We start from the raw sequence: 16,967 nt of genomic DNA, 5'->3' as shown, positions 1-16,967 counted from the left end.
AGTCGCGCCATGACCGCCGAGACCCCGCCGCTTTTCACCGAACCGCCGGAATCCCTCTGCCTCCTGCGGCTCTCCGCCATCGGCGACACCACCCACATGGTGCCGATGGTGCGCACCCTGCAGCGGGCGTGGCCGCAGACGCGGCTGACCTGGGTCATCGGCGGGACCGAGGCGAAGCTCCTCGGCGATCTCGACGGCGTGGAGATGGTGCCCTTCAAGAAGGGCAGCGGCCTGGCCGGCTACCGCGCCCTGCGCCGCCAGCTGGCCGACCGGCGCTTCGACGCCCTGGCACTCATGCAGGTGGCCCTGCGCGCCGGCGGCCTCTCCACCGCCGTGCGCACCCCGCTGCGCCTGGGCTTCGACCGGGCCCGCAGCCGCGACGGCCACGGCGCCTTCATCAACCGGCGCATCGCCCCCAACCCCCGCACCCACGTGCTGGAGGGCTTCTTCGACTTCCTCCGCGCCCTGGGTGTGGAGGAGCGCCACCTGGTCTGGGACATCCCGGTCCCCGAGCCGGCGGCCGAGCGGGCCGCCCGGGTCATCCCCGACGACCGCCCGGCGCTGGTGATCAGCCCCTGCTCCAGCCAGCGGATCAACAACTTCCGCAACTGGTCGCCGGAGGCCTACGCCGCCGTGGCCGAGCACGCCCACCGCGCCCACGGCCTGCAGACGGTCCTCACCGGCGGCCCCACGGAGGAGGAGCGCCGCTACGCCGAGGCCATCACCCGGCTGGCGGATGCCCCGGTCACCGACCTCATCGGTGCCACCGATCTCAAGGAGCTCCTGGGCCTGCTGGGCCGGGCCGACGCCGTCCTCTGCCCCGATTCCGGCCCGGCCCACATGGCCACCGCCGCCGGCACCCCGGTCATCGGCCTCTACGCCACCAGCAACCCCGATCGCACCGGGCCCTACCTCAGCCGCCGCTGGGTGGTGAACCGCTACCCCGACGCCCTCCAGCGGACCCTGGGCAAGGGGGTGGACGAGGTGGCCTGGGGTCAGCGCGTGCGCGACCCCGCCGCCATGGATCTCATCACCGTGGCCGACGTTACCGGCCGGCTGGACGAACTCCTGGCCACCCCGGCCGACCAGCGGCTGGCGCCGCCGCAGCCATGATGCGGGCGCTCTACACCGCCCTGCTGGGGCTGGCGCTGCCCCTGATCTTCGCCCACCTGGCCCGGCGCGGCCTCCGCGAGCCGGCCTACCGCCGCGGCTGGGGCCAGCGGCTGGGCTGGCTGCCACCAAGCGCGCGAACACAGACCCCGCCCCTCTGGGTCCACGCCGCCTCGGTGGGCGAGGTCCGCGCCATCGCCCCCCTCATCCGGCAACTGCAGACCGACCACCCCGACACCCCGCTGCTGCTGACCACCACCACCCCCGCCGGGGCGGAGCAGGCCGCCGGCCTCCTGCGCCCGGAAGACCGTCAGACCTACCTCCCCCTGGATTGCCCCGGCGCCGTCGCCCGCTTCCTGGATCGGGCCCGCCCCCGGCTGGCGGTCATCGTGGAGATGGAGCTCTGGCCCAACCTCTTCGCCGCCCTGCGGCGGCGGGAGATCCCCGTCCTCCTGGCCAACGCGCGAATGTCGGCGCGGAGCGCCCGCCGCTACGCCCGCCTGCGCCGGCTCATCGCCCCGGTGCTGGCCACGCCGACACGGATCCTCGCCCAGGCCGAGGACGACGCCTCACGGCTCACCGAACTGGGGGCCCCCGCCGGGCGCGTGGAGGTCGCCGGCAATCTCAAGTTCGACCTGGCGCTGCCGGCCGACCTGGCCGAGCGCGGGGCCGAACTCCGCGCCTCCCTGGGGGCGCGCCCGGCCTGGATCGCCGCCAGCACCCGGGAGGGGGAGGAGGAATCGATCCTGGCCGCCCACGCGACCGTCCGCCGGACCCACCCCGACGCCCTGCTGCTGCTGGCCCCGCGTCACCCCCAGCGCTTCGACGAGGTAGCCGACCTCATCCGTGATCACACCGGCGAACCGGCCCGCCGCAGCCGGGGCGAGGTCCCGGACGCCGACCAGCCGGTCTACCTGGCCGATACCCTGGGCGAACTGCCGCTGCTCTACGCCGCGGCGGATCTCGCCTTCGTCGGCGGCAGCCTGGTCCCCCTGGGCGGGCAGAACGTCCTGGAGCCGGCGGCGGTGGGCCGGGCGGTAATCACCGGGCCATCGCGCTACAACTTCGCTACCATCACTCGAGGACTGGAGGCCGCCGGCGCCCTGACGGAGGTCGCCGATGCCGACGCCCTTGGGCGGACGGTAACCGAGCTGCTGACCGACCCTGAAAGCCGGGCGGCCATGGGCGCCGCCGGGGCCGAGCTGGTGGCCGCCCATCGCGGGGCGACCCAGCGTCTGGCGGCACAGGTGGCCGCAATACTGAAAACCGGGGCCGCACCCCGGGAGGAGGGAGGATGATCCGCTGGTGGCACCATCTCGTCCGCATGCCGGGCCGGCCCTTCCGCCTGCTCTGCCACCTGGCGGGGCTGGCCCGCGGGGGCCATCGCGCCGACGCCCGCCAGCGGCTGGGTCTGGTGGCCGACCTGCCCGAGCAGCCCTACTGGTTCCACGCCGAGGAGGCCGGCGACCTGGGGCTGGTGGAGCCGGTCATCCGCGCCCTGCGCGAGGCGGAGCGGGGCGCAACCTTCCTGGTTACCACCGGCGAGCCGGCCGCCGTCGCCCGCGCCGAGGCCCTCTTCGAGGACGAGGAGGAGGGCGCTGCCGTCCTCGCCCCGGATGACGACCCCGGCCCGGTCCGCCGCTTCCTCCGCCGGGCCGATCCCCTGGCCGCCCTCTTCGCCGGCCTGCCCAACCGGTCCGAACTCCTCTTCGCTGCCGCCGATGCCGGCCTCGCCCCACTCATCATCGACCCCGACGACCCGCCGCCCCGGCGCCGCCGCGCCCTGCGCGCCGCCCTGGCCGAGAGCGGCGGCGTCTGGGTGGCCGACGGCGAGACCGCCGAGGCCTTCGCCGACCTCGCCCCCGGGGGCGAGGCGCGGGTCATCGGCGACCTGCGCCTGGACGCCCCGGCGCCCACCACCCAGCAGGCCCAGAAGGGGGACGAGCTGCGCGAGACCTGGGGCCCGGCCCGGCCGGTGTGGCTGGCCCTGGCCACCGAGCCGGGGGAGGAGAAGGCGGTCTTCGAGGTCTTTCAGAGCCTGCGCGGGCGCTGGCACAACCTCCTGCTGGCCCTGGCCCCGCGCGACCCCGGCCGGGCGGAGGAGGCCGTCGCCCCGGCCACGGACGCCGGCTACCGCGTCTACCACCGCAGCAAGGGGGGCGAGCCGCGCATCGACACCGACGTCTACCTGGAGGACCGCCCCCACGACTGGCCCCTGGCCTGCCACACCGCCGACCTGGTCTTCATCGGCGGCAGCCTCCACCACGGCGGTAACAACCCCGCCCCGGCGGCGGCCGCCGGCCGGGCCCTCATCTCCGGGCGCAGCCTCGCCGCCATCACCCCGGCGGCGGCCGCATTGCACGACGCCGGCGCCCTACTGGTGGTGGGCGGCCGCGACTACCTGGAAGAGGGGGCGGCCACCCTGCTGGCGGACAAGGAGCGCCGCCAGACCATGGGCCAGGCCGCCCAGGCCGTCGCCGCCCCCCACGCCGGCGCCGTCGCCGCCGTCGTAGAGGCCCTGCGCGCCACCGCCGACGACCGGTGAAGCACTACTCCTCCGCCACCAGGTCGCGGTAGGCGTGCCAGGTGGCGTGGCCCAGCAGCGGCATGGCGACGACGAGCAGAACGAAGTAGGGCGCCATGCCCACCAGGGTGATGGCGACGATGGTCACCGCCCACAGGGCCATGGGGCCAGGGTTGGCGCGCACCGTGCGCAGGCTGGTGACGATGGCCGTGGCGATGTCAACGTGGCGGTGGACCATCAGGGGCAGGGCGACCACGCCGATGGCGAAGAGCAGTCCGGCCACCGCCGCCCCGGCCGCCAGGTAGGCGGCGGCGAAGGCGAGCCCGCCCGGGCTGTCGAGGATCCCGCCGACCAGCTCGCCCAGGGTAGCCGCCTCCCCGATCATTAGCGACCGGCTGGTCTCCAGAAAGAGGCTGGCCAGGATCCCGGAGAGCATCAGCCAGGCGGCCATCATGATGAGCACCAGGCCGGAGAAGGCGACGATACTGGCGATGTTGCCGCTCCAGGCGCGCAGCTCCACCCCCAGGCCGGCGCGCTCGCCAACCTCCAGCCGCCGGCTGATGTCGTAGAAGGCAGCGGCCAGGATGGGGCCGACCAGCAGGAAGCCGCCGAGCAAGGCCACGGTGGTCAGCGCCCGGTCGGCCAGCCAGCCGGTGAGCAGATGGCCCACCACGACGAAGAGCAGCCCCCAGAACAGGGCCGGGACCGGCGCCGCCCGCAGATCGGCCACCCCGCGGGCGAGCCAGTGGCCGATGGCGCCAACCCCCACGTGGCGGATGGTGAGATGGGACCCCACGGGTCCGGTCAGGGTCTCGGTGGTCATGATCACTCCTCCTCACATCCTCGTTCTCCATCCAATTGCCTAGTAGCAGGGTGGGATAAAGACAAGGGTGTGGCGGAGGGCCGCCGGCCTGCTAGGCTGCGAATCACCCAAGGCGATCACGGGAAGCCCCATGGAGACGGACCCGCTGGTCCCCATCGAGATCTACTTCCAGACCTCGGATCTGGTAGTTACCTTTCTCCTCACCCTGCTGGGCATCGCCTTCGGCAACCTCACCATCAAGGGGGTGGGCTTCGGCTCCAGCGGGGTCCTCATCGCCGCCATGGTCGGGGGGTACCTCTACGGGTTCGAGCCGGTGCCCATCCTGGCGGACCTGGGCATCGTGCTCTTCCTGCTCTGCGTGGGGCTGGAGGCGGGGCCGAGCTTCTTCCGCGCCTTCAAGCAGCACGGCCGGCGCTACATCAGCAACGTCCTGGTGCTGCTGGCGGTGGCCGGGGTCACCGTGGTGGGCCTTATCGCCATCACCGGCGTCGCCACCGGCATCGGCCTGGGCCTCTTCGCCGGCTCCTTCACCTCCAGCCCGGCCCTCATCAGCGCCATGCAGTTCTCGCCGGAGGAGGAGGTCATCTTCGGCTACGGGATCGCCTACCCCTTCGGTCTGCTGGGGGTCATCCTCTTCATCAGCATCTCCGTCCACCTCCTGCGCGACCGCATGGCCCGGGAGCTGGCCGGTCGCAGCCAGCTCCACGCCGCCGTCTACAAGCTGGACACCCCCGAATTCCACGGTCTCCAGGTACGCGACGTGCCGCTCTTCCAGGAGCACGACGTGGTGATCTCCGGGCTCCTGCGCGATCTCTCCGTGCGCACCGCCAGCAGCAGCACCGTCCTCCAGCAGGGAGACATCCTGCGCCTGGAGGGGGAGCCGGAGGCGGTGGCCACCGTGGGGGAGCAGCTCGGCGAGGAGGTGCAGGAGGCCTTCGACGAGGGCTCGGAGCTGGACAGCCGTTCCATCGTGGTGGAGAACACCTCGGTGGTGAACCGGACCCTGCGGGACCTCGGCATCCGGCTGCGCTTCAACGCCACCGTCACCCGCGTGGTGCGCGCCAACGTGGAGTTCGTCCCCGCCGAGGACGATGCCCTGGCCCACGGTGACGTGGTCATCGCCGTGGGCACCCCCTACCAGCTCGACCAGCTGGAGCTCTTCCTGGGCCACGAACACCACACCGTCCAGCGCCGGGTGGACATCGGCTCCCTGGCCGCCGTCCTCTTCCTGGCCTTCTCCATCGGCGGGCTTGTCGTGCCCATCCCCGGGCTGGGGCCGTTCTCCCTGGGGATCGCCGGCGGCGCCCTGGTAGCCGGCCTGCTCTTCGGCCACTTCGGGCGGATCGGCAACTTCATCGGCCGCTTCCCGCGCAACGCCACCGCCGTGCTCAAGGAGCTGGGACTGGCGCTCTTCTTCGTCCAGGTGGGGCTGGAGACCGGCCAGAGCTTCGTCGAGTCCCTGGACTGGAACGCCATCTACTACGCCTTCTACGCCGTCCTCTTCGCCGTGATCCCCATGGCCGGCAGCTTCCTCGTCGGCCACTTCCTCATGAAGATCCCGGTGAGCGAGTGCTTCGGCGTGATCTGCGGCGGCATGACCTTCACCCCCGGCCTGGACATCATCCGCCAGGTGGACAGCTCCGACCGGCCGGTGGTCGCCTACTCCTCCGTCTATCCGGTCGCGCTCATCCTGGTGATTGCGCTAGTGCAGGGGATGCACCTGGCGCTGGTGAGTCTGGGGGCGGCTTGAGCGGTCAAGGGGAATTGGCCCCTGCCCCTTACTGGAAGGGCCCGCCGTTCTTTCGGTTCACGGGGATGAACCACGCCACGTCGATGTCGGCCCAGTCCGTACCCCGGTTATCGGCGAGATAGGCGGCCGGATCGAGCGCAACCGCGCCCTCCGGCGCCCGGGTGAACACCGTCCAGTGCCAGAAGGGCCGACCTTTCTCGTAGTGGTGCTTGGTGGCGAGCAGGGCGCAATCGGGTAGCTCCGCCCAGGAAGTGAAGGGCCGCTCTCCCGGGGCCGCCTCGATGCCGTAGTGGGCCAGTAAGCGGCGCACGTAGTCGGTATCGGACCACAGGGCCTCGTCGCTGGCATGGATGCCCAGGCCGACGGCCGTCTCCCGTACCGCCTGGTAGCTCTCCCCGGCCAGCATGGCCACGCAGGCCAGCCCGCAGCCGGTCTCCTCTTCCTGCACCACCGGCTTCATGTCGCTTCTCCCCTTTCCAGGGTCCCGGCCGACTTGTGGGTGAAGAGGCGATCGGCAAAGGCGTCGACCTGATCGTGGGCGATGGGCATAGTACTCCGTCCTGAAAAGGGTCTCGCTGGAAGACAGCCTACCGCTACTGGAAGGAGCCGCCCATGGCAGATACCCCCTCGCGCCCCGCCATCCCCGCCGAAGAGGTGCCGCCGCGCACCCGGCCCTCCAACTATCCCGAGCCCTTCGCCTCGCGCATGGCGGGCCGGGAGAAGCGGCCGCTCGGTGACTTCTTCGGCCTGGGCCATTTCGGGGTCAACCTCACCCGCCTTGCGCCGGGGGCGATCTCCGCCCTGCGCCACGCCCACTCCGAGCAGGACGAGTTCCTCTACATCCTCGAGGGCCGGCCCACCCTGGTGACCGATGCGGGTCGAACCCCGCTGGAGCCGGGCATGTGTGTCGGCTCCCCCGCCGGCACCGGGGACGGCCACCAGCTGGTCAATGAGTCCGACGTGGAGGTGGTCTACCTGGAAGTGGGCGACCGCTCCCCGGGCGACCGGGTGGTCTACCCCGATGACGATCTGCAGGCGGAATGGGTGGATAGCGCCTGGCGCTTCACCCACAAGGACGGGACACCCTACTGAGGCTCCGCCCCGTTAAGCCGCAATCGGCTCGAAGGAGAATCGGGGCATATCGGCTCGGGTGCTGGCATGTTCGATGGTCATGGCGCAGATCGCGCCGTCCGCATCCAGCTCGAGCAGGGTGTTCTCATCCAGATCCCGGCTCTCGGCGATCTCGCCGGGCCTGAACTCGATATAGAGCGTGTCGGTATCCTGAAAATACTGGACCTTCATGGCCTCATGCTCCGATCGAAAAAGGCGTTGTGAACCGTCTCCCCGTCGTCCAGAAGGATGACCCGCAAGTAGCGATCACCGGCTTCGGCGATGGGAGCCCAGCGCCGTATCCGACCATCCTCCTGCACAACCTCCCGGACGGGATCTCGCACCACGCGCTCGATCCACTCCCACTGGATAGTAGCGCGATCGGGTCGCTTACTGACCTCGGCAAAGTAACGCGTCGTCTTCATGCACTTCCCTGTGCAGATTTCACGCCCCTCTACTGCAAGGCTTGCAGAGACCGCGAGGGAATTCCAGTCCCCATCCAATGGCTCCTCCTGACCCGGGCAAGTAGCTGCCTCGTACTACCCCGGCTCCGCCCGCGTCACCAGCCAGCTTCCCAGAACCACGAAGAAGGCCGCCAGGCCGACCAGTAGCCAGGGGTGGAGGCCCTGCCAGTAGAGGATCGACCAACTCGCCAGCAGCAGGGTCACCGCCAGCGCCTTGCTGCGGCGGCCGATGGCGCGGCGGTCCCGCCACTGGATGAGCGGCGGGCCCAGGCGGGGGTGGTTGTAGAGCCAGCGATGGAAGCGCGGCGAGCTGCGGCCGGCCGTCCACGCCGCCAGCAGCAGGAAGGGGACGGTGGGCACCCCCGGCAGCGCGACCCCGAGCATCCCTAAGCCGACGAAGAGGTGCGCCAGCCCCAGCAGCAACCAGCGGACCGGCCGTGGCGGCAGCGAGTCATGACCTTCTCTCTCCTCATCCATGGCCTCAGGGTAGCCCGATCCCGGCTACTGGACAGCCGGGGGAATATAGCTTGTCATGTAGGAGAAGACCGGACGGAGTACCGAGGCATGGACCGAAACGAGATCCTGAAAGTACTGGCCGAGCACCGGGACGAACTCCACGACCGATTCGGCGTGGACTCCCTTGCTCTGTTCGGTTCCGTGGTCCGCAACGAGGCGACCCTCGGGAGCGATATCGACATCCTGGTCCGGTTCGATGGCCCGGCCACGTCCAGTCGCTACTTCGGCGTGCAATTCTACCTCGAAGACCTGCTGGGCAAGCCAGTGGATCTGGTGACGGACAAGGCCCTCCGGCCGGAGCTACGCCCGTTCATCGAGCACGAGGCCATCCGTGCCTGAGCGCGAATGGCGCTTCTATATCGATGACATGCTGCGTTTTGCCCGCGCGGCACAGAGCTATACTGCCGAACTGGACCAGGCGGGATTCGTGAATAACCAGCTTATCTATGATGCTACGCTCCGGAATCTGGAGCTTATCGGGGAGGCCGCCACTCATGTCCCCGAGGCCGTTCGAAACAACCATCCGGACATCCCGTGGCGACAAGTGATCGCGACTCGTAATCGCCTCATCCATGGTTACCTGGGAATTGATGACGACACCCTCTGGAGCATCATCCAGGATGACCTCGCGCCACTGATTACAGCGCTGGAAGCTCTTCAGCGCCCGGCAACATGATCACCTGATACCGGCGCTTCCCGCTCAGCGTCATCCCCCCTCGGTCGCCCTTAGCAGCCGACGCACGGCGTCCGCGGCCACAGTGAGGCGGGCGAGGTCCCCGGGGGTGGCACTCAACTCCTCCATGCGGCCGCGCAGGCGTTCCACCGGGCCGGCGTGGGTCTCGGTCCAGCGGGTCAGGATGGTCTCGGCGTCCCCGGCGTCGCCGGCCTCTTCGAGGGCCGCCTGGGTCACCATGCGGTGCAGCCGGGCGGTATCGTCGCGCAGGGCATTGCGGGCCATGCGCTCCCAGTAGGGCTCGGCGGGGAGTTCGGCAATCCGGTCGCGGAGCCAGTCCAGCCCCAGATAGTGGCCCAGGCGGAAGTAGAGGGTGCCCACGATGTCCGCTGCCAGCCCGTGGGCCCCGGCCAGCTCGGCGATGTCCAGTCCCGGCAGCAGATAGGGCAGGCCGGCGATGCGTCCGGCCAGCCCCTCGGGGACGCCACGCTCGATGAGTGCCGCGCGTTCCTGCTCCATGCGGTCGGCGGCGGCGGGATCGGCGCAGCCGGGCAGCTCGTTGACCAGGGCGGCAACGGTGGCTCGCAGGGGCTCGGCGGTCTCGCCGATGGGGGGACTGTCGGGCCGGTTGCGCAACAGCCAGAGGGTGGCGCGGCGGCCGAGCTGGCGCAGCGCGCCCAGCAGGTCGTAGATCACCGCCGCCGGCAGCTCACCCTCCAGCGCCTCCACCTCCTGCCACAGGGCGGAGAGATCGAAGACCTGCCGGGCGACCAGGAAGGCGCGCGCCACCTCCGGGTAGCTCGCACCGGTCTGTTCCGCCATCCGCAGGGGGAAGGAGGGGCCCATGCGATTGATGAGCTGGTTGGTCACCATGCAGGCGGCGATGGCGTTGCGCAGGCGGTGGCGCGCCCCGACGTCGGGCAGCCGCGCCACGATGCCGCGAGGGAAGTAGGCGCTCACCTCCTCGTCCAGGTCCGGATCCCCGCAGAGGGCGTCGGCGGCCAGTGCGTCCTGGCACTCCTGCCGGGCCAGGGCCATGAGGACCGCCAGCTCCGGGGCGGCCAGGGCCTCGCCGTCGCGGCGACGATCGGCGATCTCGGCCTCGTCGGGGAAGGCCCAGCCGCGCCGGTCCAGGTAGCCGGCCCGCTCCAGGCGCCGCGCCAGCCGGGCATGGACGTCCAGCCGGTCCACGGCGGTGTGGGCTGCCACGCCCAGGGCCTGGGCCTGGTCCCGGCAGTTGGTGAGGACCTGCTCGGCCACCTCGTCGGCGACCCCGCCGACGAGGGGATCGCGCTCGGCGGCCGGCAGCTCCCCGGCGGCCACGGCGCCATCCACCCCGATCTTCACGTTCACCTCGTGGTCGGAGGTGTCCACGCCGGCGGCGTTGTCGATGAAGTCGGCGAAGACGCGGACGCCGTGGCGAGCCGCCTCCACCCGGGCGCGCTGGGTCATCCCCAGGTTGCCCCCCTCGCCGATGACGGTACAGCGCAGCTCGGTGGCGTCCACGCGCAGGGCGTCGTTGGCCCGATCGCCGGTGGCCTCGTGGCCCTCGTCCACGGCCTTGATGAAGGTCCCCACGGCCCCGTTGAACAGGAGGTCCACCGGCGCGGCGAGCAGGGCCCGGATCACGGCCTCCGGCGGCAGCTCCTCGGCCTCGACCCCAAGCCGCTCCCGCAACCGGGGCGAGAGGGGGATGGCCTTGGCACTGCGGGGCCAGACGCCGCCGCCCTCGGAGATCACGGCGGGGTCGTACTCGCTCCAGCCGCCGCGGCCGGCGTGGAAGAGGCGCTCCCGCTCGCGGTAGCTGGCCTCGGGATCGGGATCCGGGTCCAGGAAGATCTCGCGGTGGGTGAAGGCGCCGACGAGCTGCACGGTGCGCGAGCGCAGCAGGCCGTTGCCGAAGACGTCCCCGTTCATGGAGCCGATCCCCACCACCGTCACCGGGTCCCGCTCGGGGTCGCGGTCCAGCTCGCGGAAGTGGCGGCGCACCGACTCCCAGGCACCCCGGGCGGTGATCCCCAGCGCCTTGTGGTCGTAGCCGGCGGAGCCGCCGGAGGCGAAGGCGTCCCCCAGCCAGAAGCCGGCCTCGGTGGCGATGGCGTTGGCGGTGTCCGAGAAGGTGGCCGTGCCCTTGTCGGCGGCCACCACGAAGTAGGGGTCATCGCCATCGTGGCGGACTACCTCCGCCGGCGGCACGGCCCGATCCTCGCCATCCAGGTTGTCGGTCACCGAGAGGAGGGCGCGGATCCAGTCGGCGTAGGCGGCCTCGCCGGCCACCGGCTCCTCCTCGCCGGGGCGCGGGCCCTTGACCACGAAGCCGCCCTTGGCGCCCACCGGCACGATGACGGCATTCTTTACCATCTGGGTCTTCATCAGTCCCAGGACCTCGGTGCGGTAGTCGGCCCGCCGGTCGGACCAGCGGATCCCGCCCCGGGCGACGTCACCGCCGCGCAGGTGGACGCCCTCCACGTGGGGGGCGTGGACGAAGATCTCGTGGGCGGGGCGCGGCTCCGGCAGCTCACTCAGCCGGCGGGATTCGATCTTCAGCGCCAGGGCCGGCACGTCGCTGCGGAAGCGGTTGGTGCGCACCGTGGCCTGGACCAGTGCCAGCAGCCGGCGCAGGACGCGGTCGGTATCGGCCCCGGGGACCGCCTCCAGGGAGCGTTCGATCCCGTCGGTGAGCCGCTCGGTCCGCTGGGTCCGGGTCGCCTCGTCCAGCGCCGGGTCGAAGCGGGTATTGAAGAGGTCCACCAGGAGCCGGGCGATCTGACCCTGCTCCGCCAGGGCGCGGGCGGTAAAACCCTGGCCGAAGGGCAGGCCGGTCTGGTGGAGCCAGCGGTGGGCGGCGCGCAGCAGATCCGCCTCGCGCCAGTCCAGGCCGGCGTGGAGGACCAGGCGGTTGAAGTCGTCGTCCTCGGCCTCGCCGTTCCAGACCCGCTGGAAGGCCTCCCGGAAGGCATCCGCCCGCTCGCCGCTGGCATCCTCCGCCGGACCGCCTTCCAGCCCCAGGTCCTGCAGCCAGATCACACCGCCCTCGGCCGGGCGCAGGGCGTGGGACTGCTGGTCCGCCACCCGCACACCCAGGTGCTCCAGCACCGGCAGCAGATCGGAGAGGCCGAAGGGCCGCTCCGTCCGCAGCAGGCGCAGCCGCAGACCGCCGGGGCCGCCCAGCTCCAGCGCGGTGGCCATGCCGCCCGAGGCGGCCAGCCGCTCCATGCGATCGATGTCGGCGGCGGCGGTCTCCACCCGGTGCTGGTCGCGATAGGAGGCGGGGAAGGCGTCGCGATAGCGCTCCTCCAGCGCCAGCCCCCGGGCCTCGCCGTGGAGCTGGATGAGCTCGGCCCCCAGCCGCTTGCCCCAGCCCCGGGCCAGCGCCGCCAGCCGCTCCTCCAGCTCGCGGACATCCGGCTCGGGGAAGGCGGCCGGGTCGGTATGGAGCAGGAGATAGACCCGGGCCAGCTCCGAGTCGTCCAGCCAGACGCTGACGTCCACGCCGTGGGCACCCAGTTCGGCGGTAAGCAGGGACTGGATGGCCAGGCGCAGGCGGGTGTCGAAGTCCTCCCGGGGGACGTGGACCAGCGCCGCCATGAAGCGGCCGAAGGGGTCCGGGCGCAGCACCAGACGCACCCGCTGGCGCTCCTGCAGCTGGACGATGGCTCGCGCCGCCGCCAGGAGCTGTTCGCTATCGGCCTGGAAGAGTTCGTCCCGGGGCAGGGTCTCCAGGGTGTTGTAGAGCGCCTTGCCGGCGTGGCTGCGCGGCTCCAGGCCGGAGCGCTCCATCACCGCCGCGACCTTCTCCCGCAGCAGCGGGATCCGGTGGGGGCGCTCGTGGTGGGCGTTGGAGGTGAACAGGCCCAGGAAGCGCCATTCCCCGACCACCCGGCCCTGCTCGTCGAAGCGACGGACGCCGACCATGTCCAGGTAGCCCTGGCGGTGGATGGTGGAGCGGCGCCGGCTCTTGGTGATGAGCAGCGGCTCCGGCCGCGTGGCCTCCTCCCGGTAGGCGCGGGGCAGGGCATCGAAGGTGGTGGAGCGCCGATGGGCCTCGGGCCCGCGCAGCATGCCCAGCCCCGAGTGCGCCTCCACGCACAGGTGCGGGCCGTCGGCATCCATCTCCAGGGTGTGGGCGCGATAGCCCAGGAGGGTAAAGTGGTCGCCGGCCAGCCAGCGCAGGAACTCGGCGGCCTCCCCGGCACCGGCCACCGGCGCTCCTCCCATGGCGGCCGCAGCCTCCTCCAGCCGGGCCACCATGGGTTGCCAGTCGTCCACCACGGCGTCCAGCGTCGCCAGGACCGCCTCCAGCTCCCCGGCCAGGGCGGCGTTATCCGTGTCGGCGCGGCGATCCACCTCCAGGCGCAGCACCGCCTCCGGCTCGCCCCGGCCGGTGGCGAGGACGGCGCCCTCGGCATCCCGCTCCACGGCGACCACGGGATGCACCGTCCAGTGAATGGCGAGGCCGTGGCGATTCAGGGCCAGGCGCAGGGAGTCCACCAGGAAGGGGCGATCGGCCTGGACCAGCTCCACCACGGTGTGGGGGCTCCACCAGCCATCGACCTCCCGATCCGGGTTGTGGACGCGCAGGTGGCGCTCCCCGGGGCGGCGCGGCTGGTGGAGCAGGGCCCAGTGGGCGCGGGCGGCGCCGACCAGATCCTCGGGGCTGCGCTCGGCCAGGTCCTCCGCCGCCATGCCGGCGTAGCACGCCTCCACGAAGGCGACGAAGCCGGCGCTGGCCTCCTCCTCGGCCCGGCGCCGTATCGTTATCCACTGCTGTTCGGGTTCGCGTTCCATGGACCCTCCTCACCCGTCTCTGGATCCGACCCTAACCCCGCCACAGGGGGGCGGCAAGCAATGGTACCGATCGAGCGAACATCGGCCGTTACCGGGCACGAGAGGCGAAATAACGGTCATCTAACGGTCGGCTGCTAGTTTCTCTCACGTCCCTAGCGGCAATGTCCTTCCAGGAGGAATCAGTGATGTATACCCAGACTCACCATGGACTGAATACCGAGCAGCCGACCCCCACCACCGAGATGGGGACCCACCGCCCCCCGCGCCTGGACGTCTGTCTGGAGAAGGCGCTGTCGCGTTACTTCGCCGAACTCGACGGCCACGCCCCCAACGAACTCTACCGCCGGGTACTGGATCAGGTGGAGCCGCCCCTGCTGGAGACGGTGATGATCTACACCCGCGGTAACCAGAGCCGCGCCTCGGAGATCCTCGGCATCAGCCGCGGTACCCTGCGCACCAAGCTCAAGCGCTACAACATGGCCTGAGACCGCCCCGGGGAGTAGCATGACGGTCTGTTACCCCAACGGCAGACCGTAACTTGCACACAACACGGATCCCCGGCAAGGACGCCGCCCCGGAACAAACCGTCGCCCGCGTGGGCCACAGCCTGCGCGGGCTTCGTATTGGCGTACGCACCACCGGCTGGCAACGACCGGTGCCCGGCGTCTGGTCCCTGCACCTGCGTGCCCGTGACTGCGGGCGCCTGTTCAGTAACGGCAAGGGGACCGGCCGGCGCGCCTGCCTGGCCAGCGCCCTGGGGGAGTTCGTGGAGCGGCTGGCCACCGGCTACTTCTTCACGGACTACTACCTGGCCCCGGCGGCCGGCGACTTCCTCTTCCACCCCGACGAGCGCTCGGTGGACCCGGCGCGCTGGCGCGAGCAGTGCCTGGATCCGGAACTGCTGGCCTGGTACGACCCCGACGGCGAGCTGGATGCGGCCGCGCTGCACGAGCGCAACAGCGACGGCGACCGGATTACCGCGCTGCCCTTTACCCGGCATCGGGACGGGGCCACGCGCTACTTCCCGGCCAATATCCTCGCCTCCCTCTATGCCAGTAACGGCATGGCCGCCGGCAACACCCCGGCGGAGGCGCGGGTCCAGGCGCTCTCCGAGGTGCTGGAACGGGCGGCCCGGGCCACTCTGCTGGCGGAGGCGGCGCCCATGCCGCCGCTGCCGGAGGCCATCGTCGAGCGTTATCCAGCTGTTACCCGGGCGCTGGCGGCATTGCGCCAGCGCGGCTTCCGGCCGAGGGCGGTGGATGCCTCCGCCGGCGGCCGTTTCCCGGTGGCCGGCGTGGTGGTGCGCCACCCGCGGGACGGCGGCGTCATCGCCTCCTTTGGCGCCCACCCGGACTTCGGCGTCGCCCTGGAACGGGCGACCACCGAACTCCTCCAGGGCCGGGGCACGCACCTGGCCGGTTTCGAGGCCCCCACCTTCGACGATGCCGAACTGGCCGAGCCCCACAACCTGGAGCTCCACTTCACCGACGGCAGCGGCCGCCTGGGCTGGAGCAACCTGGCCGGGGAGCAGGACCCCGACTTCACCCCCTGGGCCTCGCCGGGGGACAACGAGGCCGCCTTTCAGGCCATGTGCGCCGACCTGGAACGCCAGGGGCTCGATGTCTGGGTCGCCGACTACCCGGAACTGGGCCTGCCGGTCTGCCGGCTGCTGGTCCCGGGGCTGTCCGAGGTCTACCCGCGGGAGGACCTGCTGTTCGAGAACCATAACGAGGGCCGCGCCTTCCGCGATGCCATCGCCGCCGGCCCCGAACTGTCGGCGGCCGAGGCGGGGGCGCTACTGGCCCGGCTGGAGAACGGCGGCTACAGCGAACTGCAGCCGGTGACCGGTTTCATCGGCATCGCCGCTGACAAGGGCAGCGGCTGGTCCGGCCTGACCCTGGGCGAGCTCAAGCTGCGCCTGGCGGCCACCGCCGGCGACCTCGACGCCCTGGAAGAGAGCCTGGAGGCCGCCCGGGAGACGCCACGGGATGCCCGCCGGGATCGCGCCTACCGCGCCCTGGCGGATCTGCTGGAGTGGCACCGCCAGGGCGCCTCGACCCGGCTGCGGCCGGCCCTGGAATGGGCCCACGGCGGCCCCGCCCTGACCTGGGCGGAGGCAGCGCTGGCGGGCTCCCCCTGGGAGATGGGAACGCTGGCCGTGGACAGCCCCGATGCCGGCGACCACCGCGCCGTCCTCGAAGTCTACCGCCGGGTCCAGGCGGCGCGCCGCAAGGGCTGAAAAGGGAGCTATCCTCAGACAAGGAACCCACCGCACCGGAAGGACCACCATGAACCCGTTCCGTACCAGCCTGTTCCTCTCCGCCGCCCTGCTGCTCGCCGGCTGCGCCGGGTCGGGCGGTGGCGGAGAGCACCCGCCCCCCTTCGCCGATATCCACACCCACTACAACTGGAACCAGGCGGAGATCACCGAACCCGAGGAGGTCACCGCCGCCTTCACGCGCCACAACGTCTCCCTGGCGGTGGTGGTCGCCGAGCCCAGCGAGAATGCCCTGAAGATCCCGAGCACCGAGACCACCACCGTGGTCCCGCTGTTCAGCCCCTACATCCGCCCCGGTATCCGCCCCCGCTGGCACCTGGACGAGCGGGTGCTGGAGGAGGCCCGCGCGGGTCTGGCCGCCGGGGAATACCAGGGGATCGGCGAGGTCCACATCGGCGGGAGCGGCTTCGGCCCGGACAACGGGAACTTTGCCGGCCTGCTGGCGCTGGCGGCGGAGTTCGATGTCCCGGTACTGCTCCACGTGGAGGCGGGCAGCGCCGACTACGCCATGGAGATCTGCGGCGATCATCCCGACGTGGAGTTCCTCTGGGCCCATGCCGGCGGCATCCTCGGCCCCGACGAGGTCCGCCGGGCCGTGGCCGCCTGTGACAACCTCTGGGTGGAATTCTCCGCCCGCGACCCGTGGCACTACGGCCGCCTGGCCGACGCCGGTCCGGAGGGGAAGACCCTGCGCGACGGCTGGGAGGAACTCATCGCCGACTACCCGGATCGCTTCATGACCGGCACCGACCCGGTGGCCAACGCCCACGAGACCTACCGCTGGCACGAGGCCAACGACGGCTGGTCGATGTACGACGACATCATGGCCTTCCACCGCGGCTGGCTGGACCAGCTCCCCGACGACCTGGCCCGCCGGGTCCGGCTGACCAACGCCCACCGCTTCTTCGACGTGCCGCTTCCGGAGTAGGCC

Annotated in this window: 15 protein-coding genes; 10 read left to right on the top strand and 5 right to left on the bottom strand. The window is 71.5% G+C overall.

Annotated features, from left to right (window positions below; genetic code table 11):
- The first annotated feature begins 9 nt into the window (after positions 1–9).
- From BM272_RS07615 to BM272_RS07605, 3 genes are read left to right on the top strand one after another with little or no spacing between them, the layout of a single operon-like run.
- Positions 10–1,113 carry a glycosyltransferase family 9 protein gene (locus BM272_RS07615; protein ID WP_093428176.1) on the top strand — a complete coding sequence of 368 codons (1,104 nt, stop codon included), beginning with the start codon at positions 10–12 and terminating at the stop codon, positions 1,111–1,113.
- On the top strand, positions 1,110–2,408 hold the full coding sequence (waaA, locus tag BM272_RS07610; RefSeq protein ID WP_093428175.1) for a lipid IV(A) 3-deoxy-D-manno-octulosonic acid transferase: 1,299 nt from the start codon (positions 1,110–1,112) through the stop codon (positions 2,406–2,408). Before BM272_RS07615 ends, waaA begins: the two co-directional genes overlap by 4 nt.
- Entirely contained in the window at positions 2,405–3,655 is a 1,251-nt protein-coding gene (locus tag BM272_RS07605; RefSeq protein WP_093428174.1) for a 3-deoxy-D-manno-octulosonic acid transferase, read from the top strand. Before waaA ends, BM272_RS07605 begins: the two co-directional genes overlap by 4 nt.
- Positions 3,656–3,659: 4 nt before the next feature.
- Here BM272_RS07605 and BM272_RS07600 read toward each other — a convergent pair whose 3' ends face one another.
- Positions 3,660–4,457, bottom strand: a complete 798-nt coding sequence (locus BM272_RS07600; RefSeq protein WP_093428173.1) for a DUF2189 domain-containing protein — start codon at positions 4,455–4,457, stop codon at positions 3,660–3,662.
- A 130-nt stretch (positions 4,458–4,587) separates the two neighbouring features.
- Here BM272_RS07600 and BM272_RS07595 point away from each other — a divergent pair, with 130 nt between their 5' ends.
- Complete coding sequence (locus BM272_RS07595) at positions 4,588–6,207, top strand: aspartate:alanine exchanger family transporter (RefSeq protein ID WP_093428172.1); 1,620 nt, start codon at positions 4,588–4,590, stop codon at positions 6,205–6,207.
- Positions 6,208–6,235: 28 nt separating this feature from the next.
- On the opposite strand, the gene BM272_RS07590 is transcribed toward BM272_RS07595, so the two are convergent.
- Complete coding sequence (locus BM272_RS07590) at positions 6,236–6,667, bottom strand: hypothetical protein (protein WP_093428171.1); 432 nt, start codon at positions 6,665–6,667, stop codon at positions 6,236–6,238.
- A gap of 152 nt (positions 6,668–6,819) precedes the next feature.
- Here BM272_RS07590 and BM272_RS07585 point away from each other — a divergent pair, with 152 nt between their 5' ends.
- A complete protein-coding gene (locus tag BM272_RS07585; RefSeq protein WP_093428170.1) occupies positions 6,820–7,299 on the top strand; it encodes a cupin domain-containing protein in 480 nt (159 codons plus the stop codon).
- A gap of 12 nt (positions 7,300–7,311) precedes the next feature.
- On the opposite strand, the gene BM272_RS07580 is transcribed toward BM272_RS07585, so the two are convergent.
- Entirely contained in the window at positions 7,312–7,509 is a 198-nt protein-coding gene (locus BM272_RS07580; protein WP_093428169.1) for a DUF2283 domain-containing protein, read from the bottom strand.
- A gap of 347 nt (positions 7,510–7,856) precedes the next feature.
- Positions 7,857–8,258, bottom strand: coding sequence for a YbaN family protein (locus BM272_RS07570; RefSeq protein WP_093428167.1), 402 nt, complete (start codon positions 8,256–8,258; stop codon positions 7,857–7,859).
- An 87-nt stretch (positions 8,259–8,345) separates the two neighbouring features.
- On the opposite strand from BM272_RS07570, the gene BM272_RS07565 reads away from it, so the two are divergent.
- Together BM272_RS07565 and BM272_RS07560 are read left to right on the top strand one after the other, a co-directional pair.
- Entirely contained in the window at positions 8,346–8,636 is a 291-nt protein-coding gene (locus BM272_RS07565) for a nucleotidyltransferase family protein (protein WP_093428166.1), read from the top strand.
- Positions 8,637–8,664: 28 nt separating this feature from the next.
- On the top strand, positions 8,665–8,973 hold the full coding sequence (locus BM272_RS07560) for a HepT-like ribonuclease domain-containing protein (RefSeq protein WP_093428215.1): 309 nt from the start codon (positions 8,665–8,667) through the stop codon (positions 8,971–8,973).
- Between the two features lie 30 nt (positions 8,974–9,003).
- On the opposite strand, the gene BM272_RS07555 is transcribed toward BM272_RS07560, so the two are convergent.
- Positions 9,004–13,758: an NAD-glutamate dehydrogenase gene (locus tag BM272_RS07555; protein ID WP_093428165.1), complete on the bottom strand. Its 4,755-nt coding sequence runs from the start codon at positions 13,756–13,758 to the stop codon at positions 9,004–9,006.
- Positions 13,759–13,943: 185 nt separating this feature from the next.
- Between BM272_RS07555 and BM272_RS07550 the strand changes: the two genes are divergently transcribed.
- From BM272_RS07550 to BM272_RS07540, 3 genes are read left to right on the top strand one after another with little or no spacing between them, the layout of a single operon-like run.
- Positions 13,944–14,243, top strand: coding sequence for a helix-turn-helix domain-containing protein (locus BM272_RS07550; RefSeq protein WP_093428164.1), 300 nt, complete (start codon positions 13,944–13,946; stop codon positions 14,241–14,243).
- Positions 14,244–14,296: 53 nt separating this feature from the next.
- A complete protein-coding gene (locus BM272_RS07545) occupies positions 14,297–15,997 on the top strand; it encodes a YcaO-like family protein (RefSeq protein ID WP_093428163.1) in 1,701 nt (566 codons plus the stop codon).
- A 49-nt stretch (positions 15,998–16,046) separates the two neighbouring features.
- On the top strand, positions 16,047–16,964 hold the full coding sequence (locus tag BM272_RS07540) for an amidohydrolase family protein (RefSeq protein WP_093428162.1): 918 nt from the start codon (positions 16,047–16,049) through the stop codon (positions 16,962–16,964).
- Positions 16,965–16,967 lie beyond the last annotated feature (3 nt).

It is taken from the genome of Thiohalospira halophila DSM 15071 (genome assembly GCF_900112605.1).
Taxonomy (GTDB): Bacteria; Pseudomonadota; Gammaproteobacteria; order Thiohalospirales; family Thiohalospiraceae; genus Thiohalospira; species Thiohalospira halophila.
This window is presented reverse-complemented; position numbering and strand designations above follow the sequence as displayed.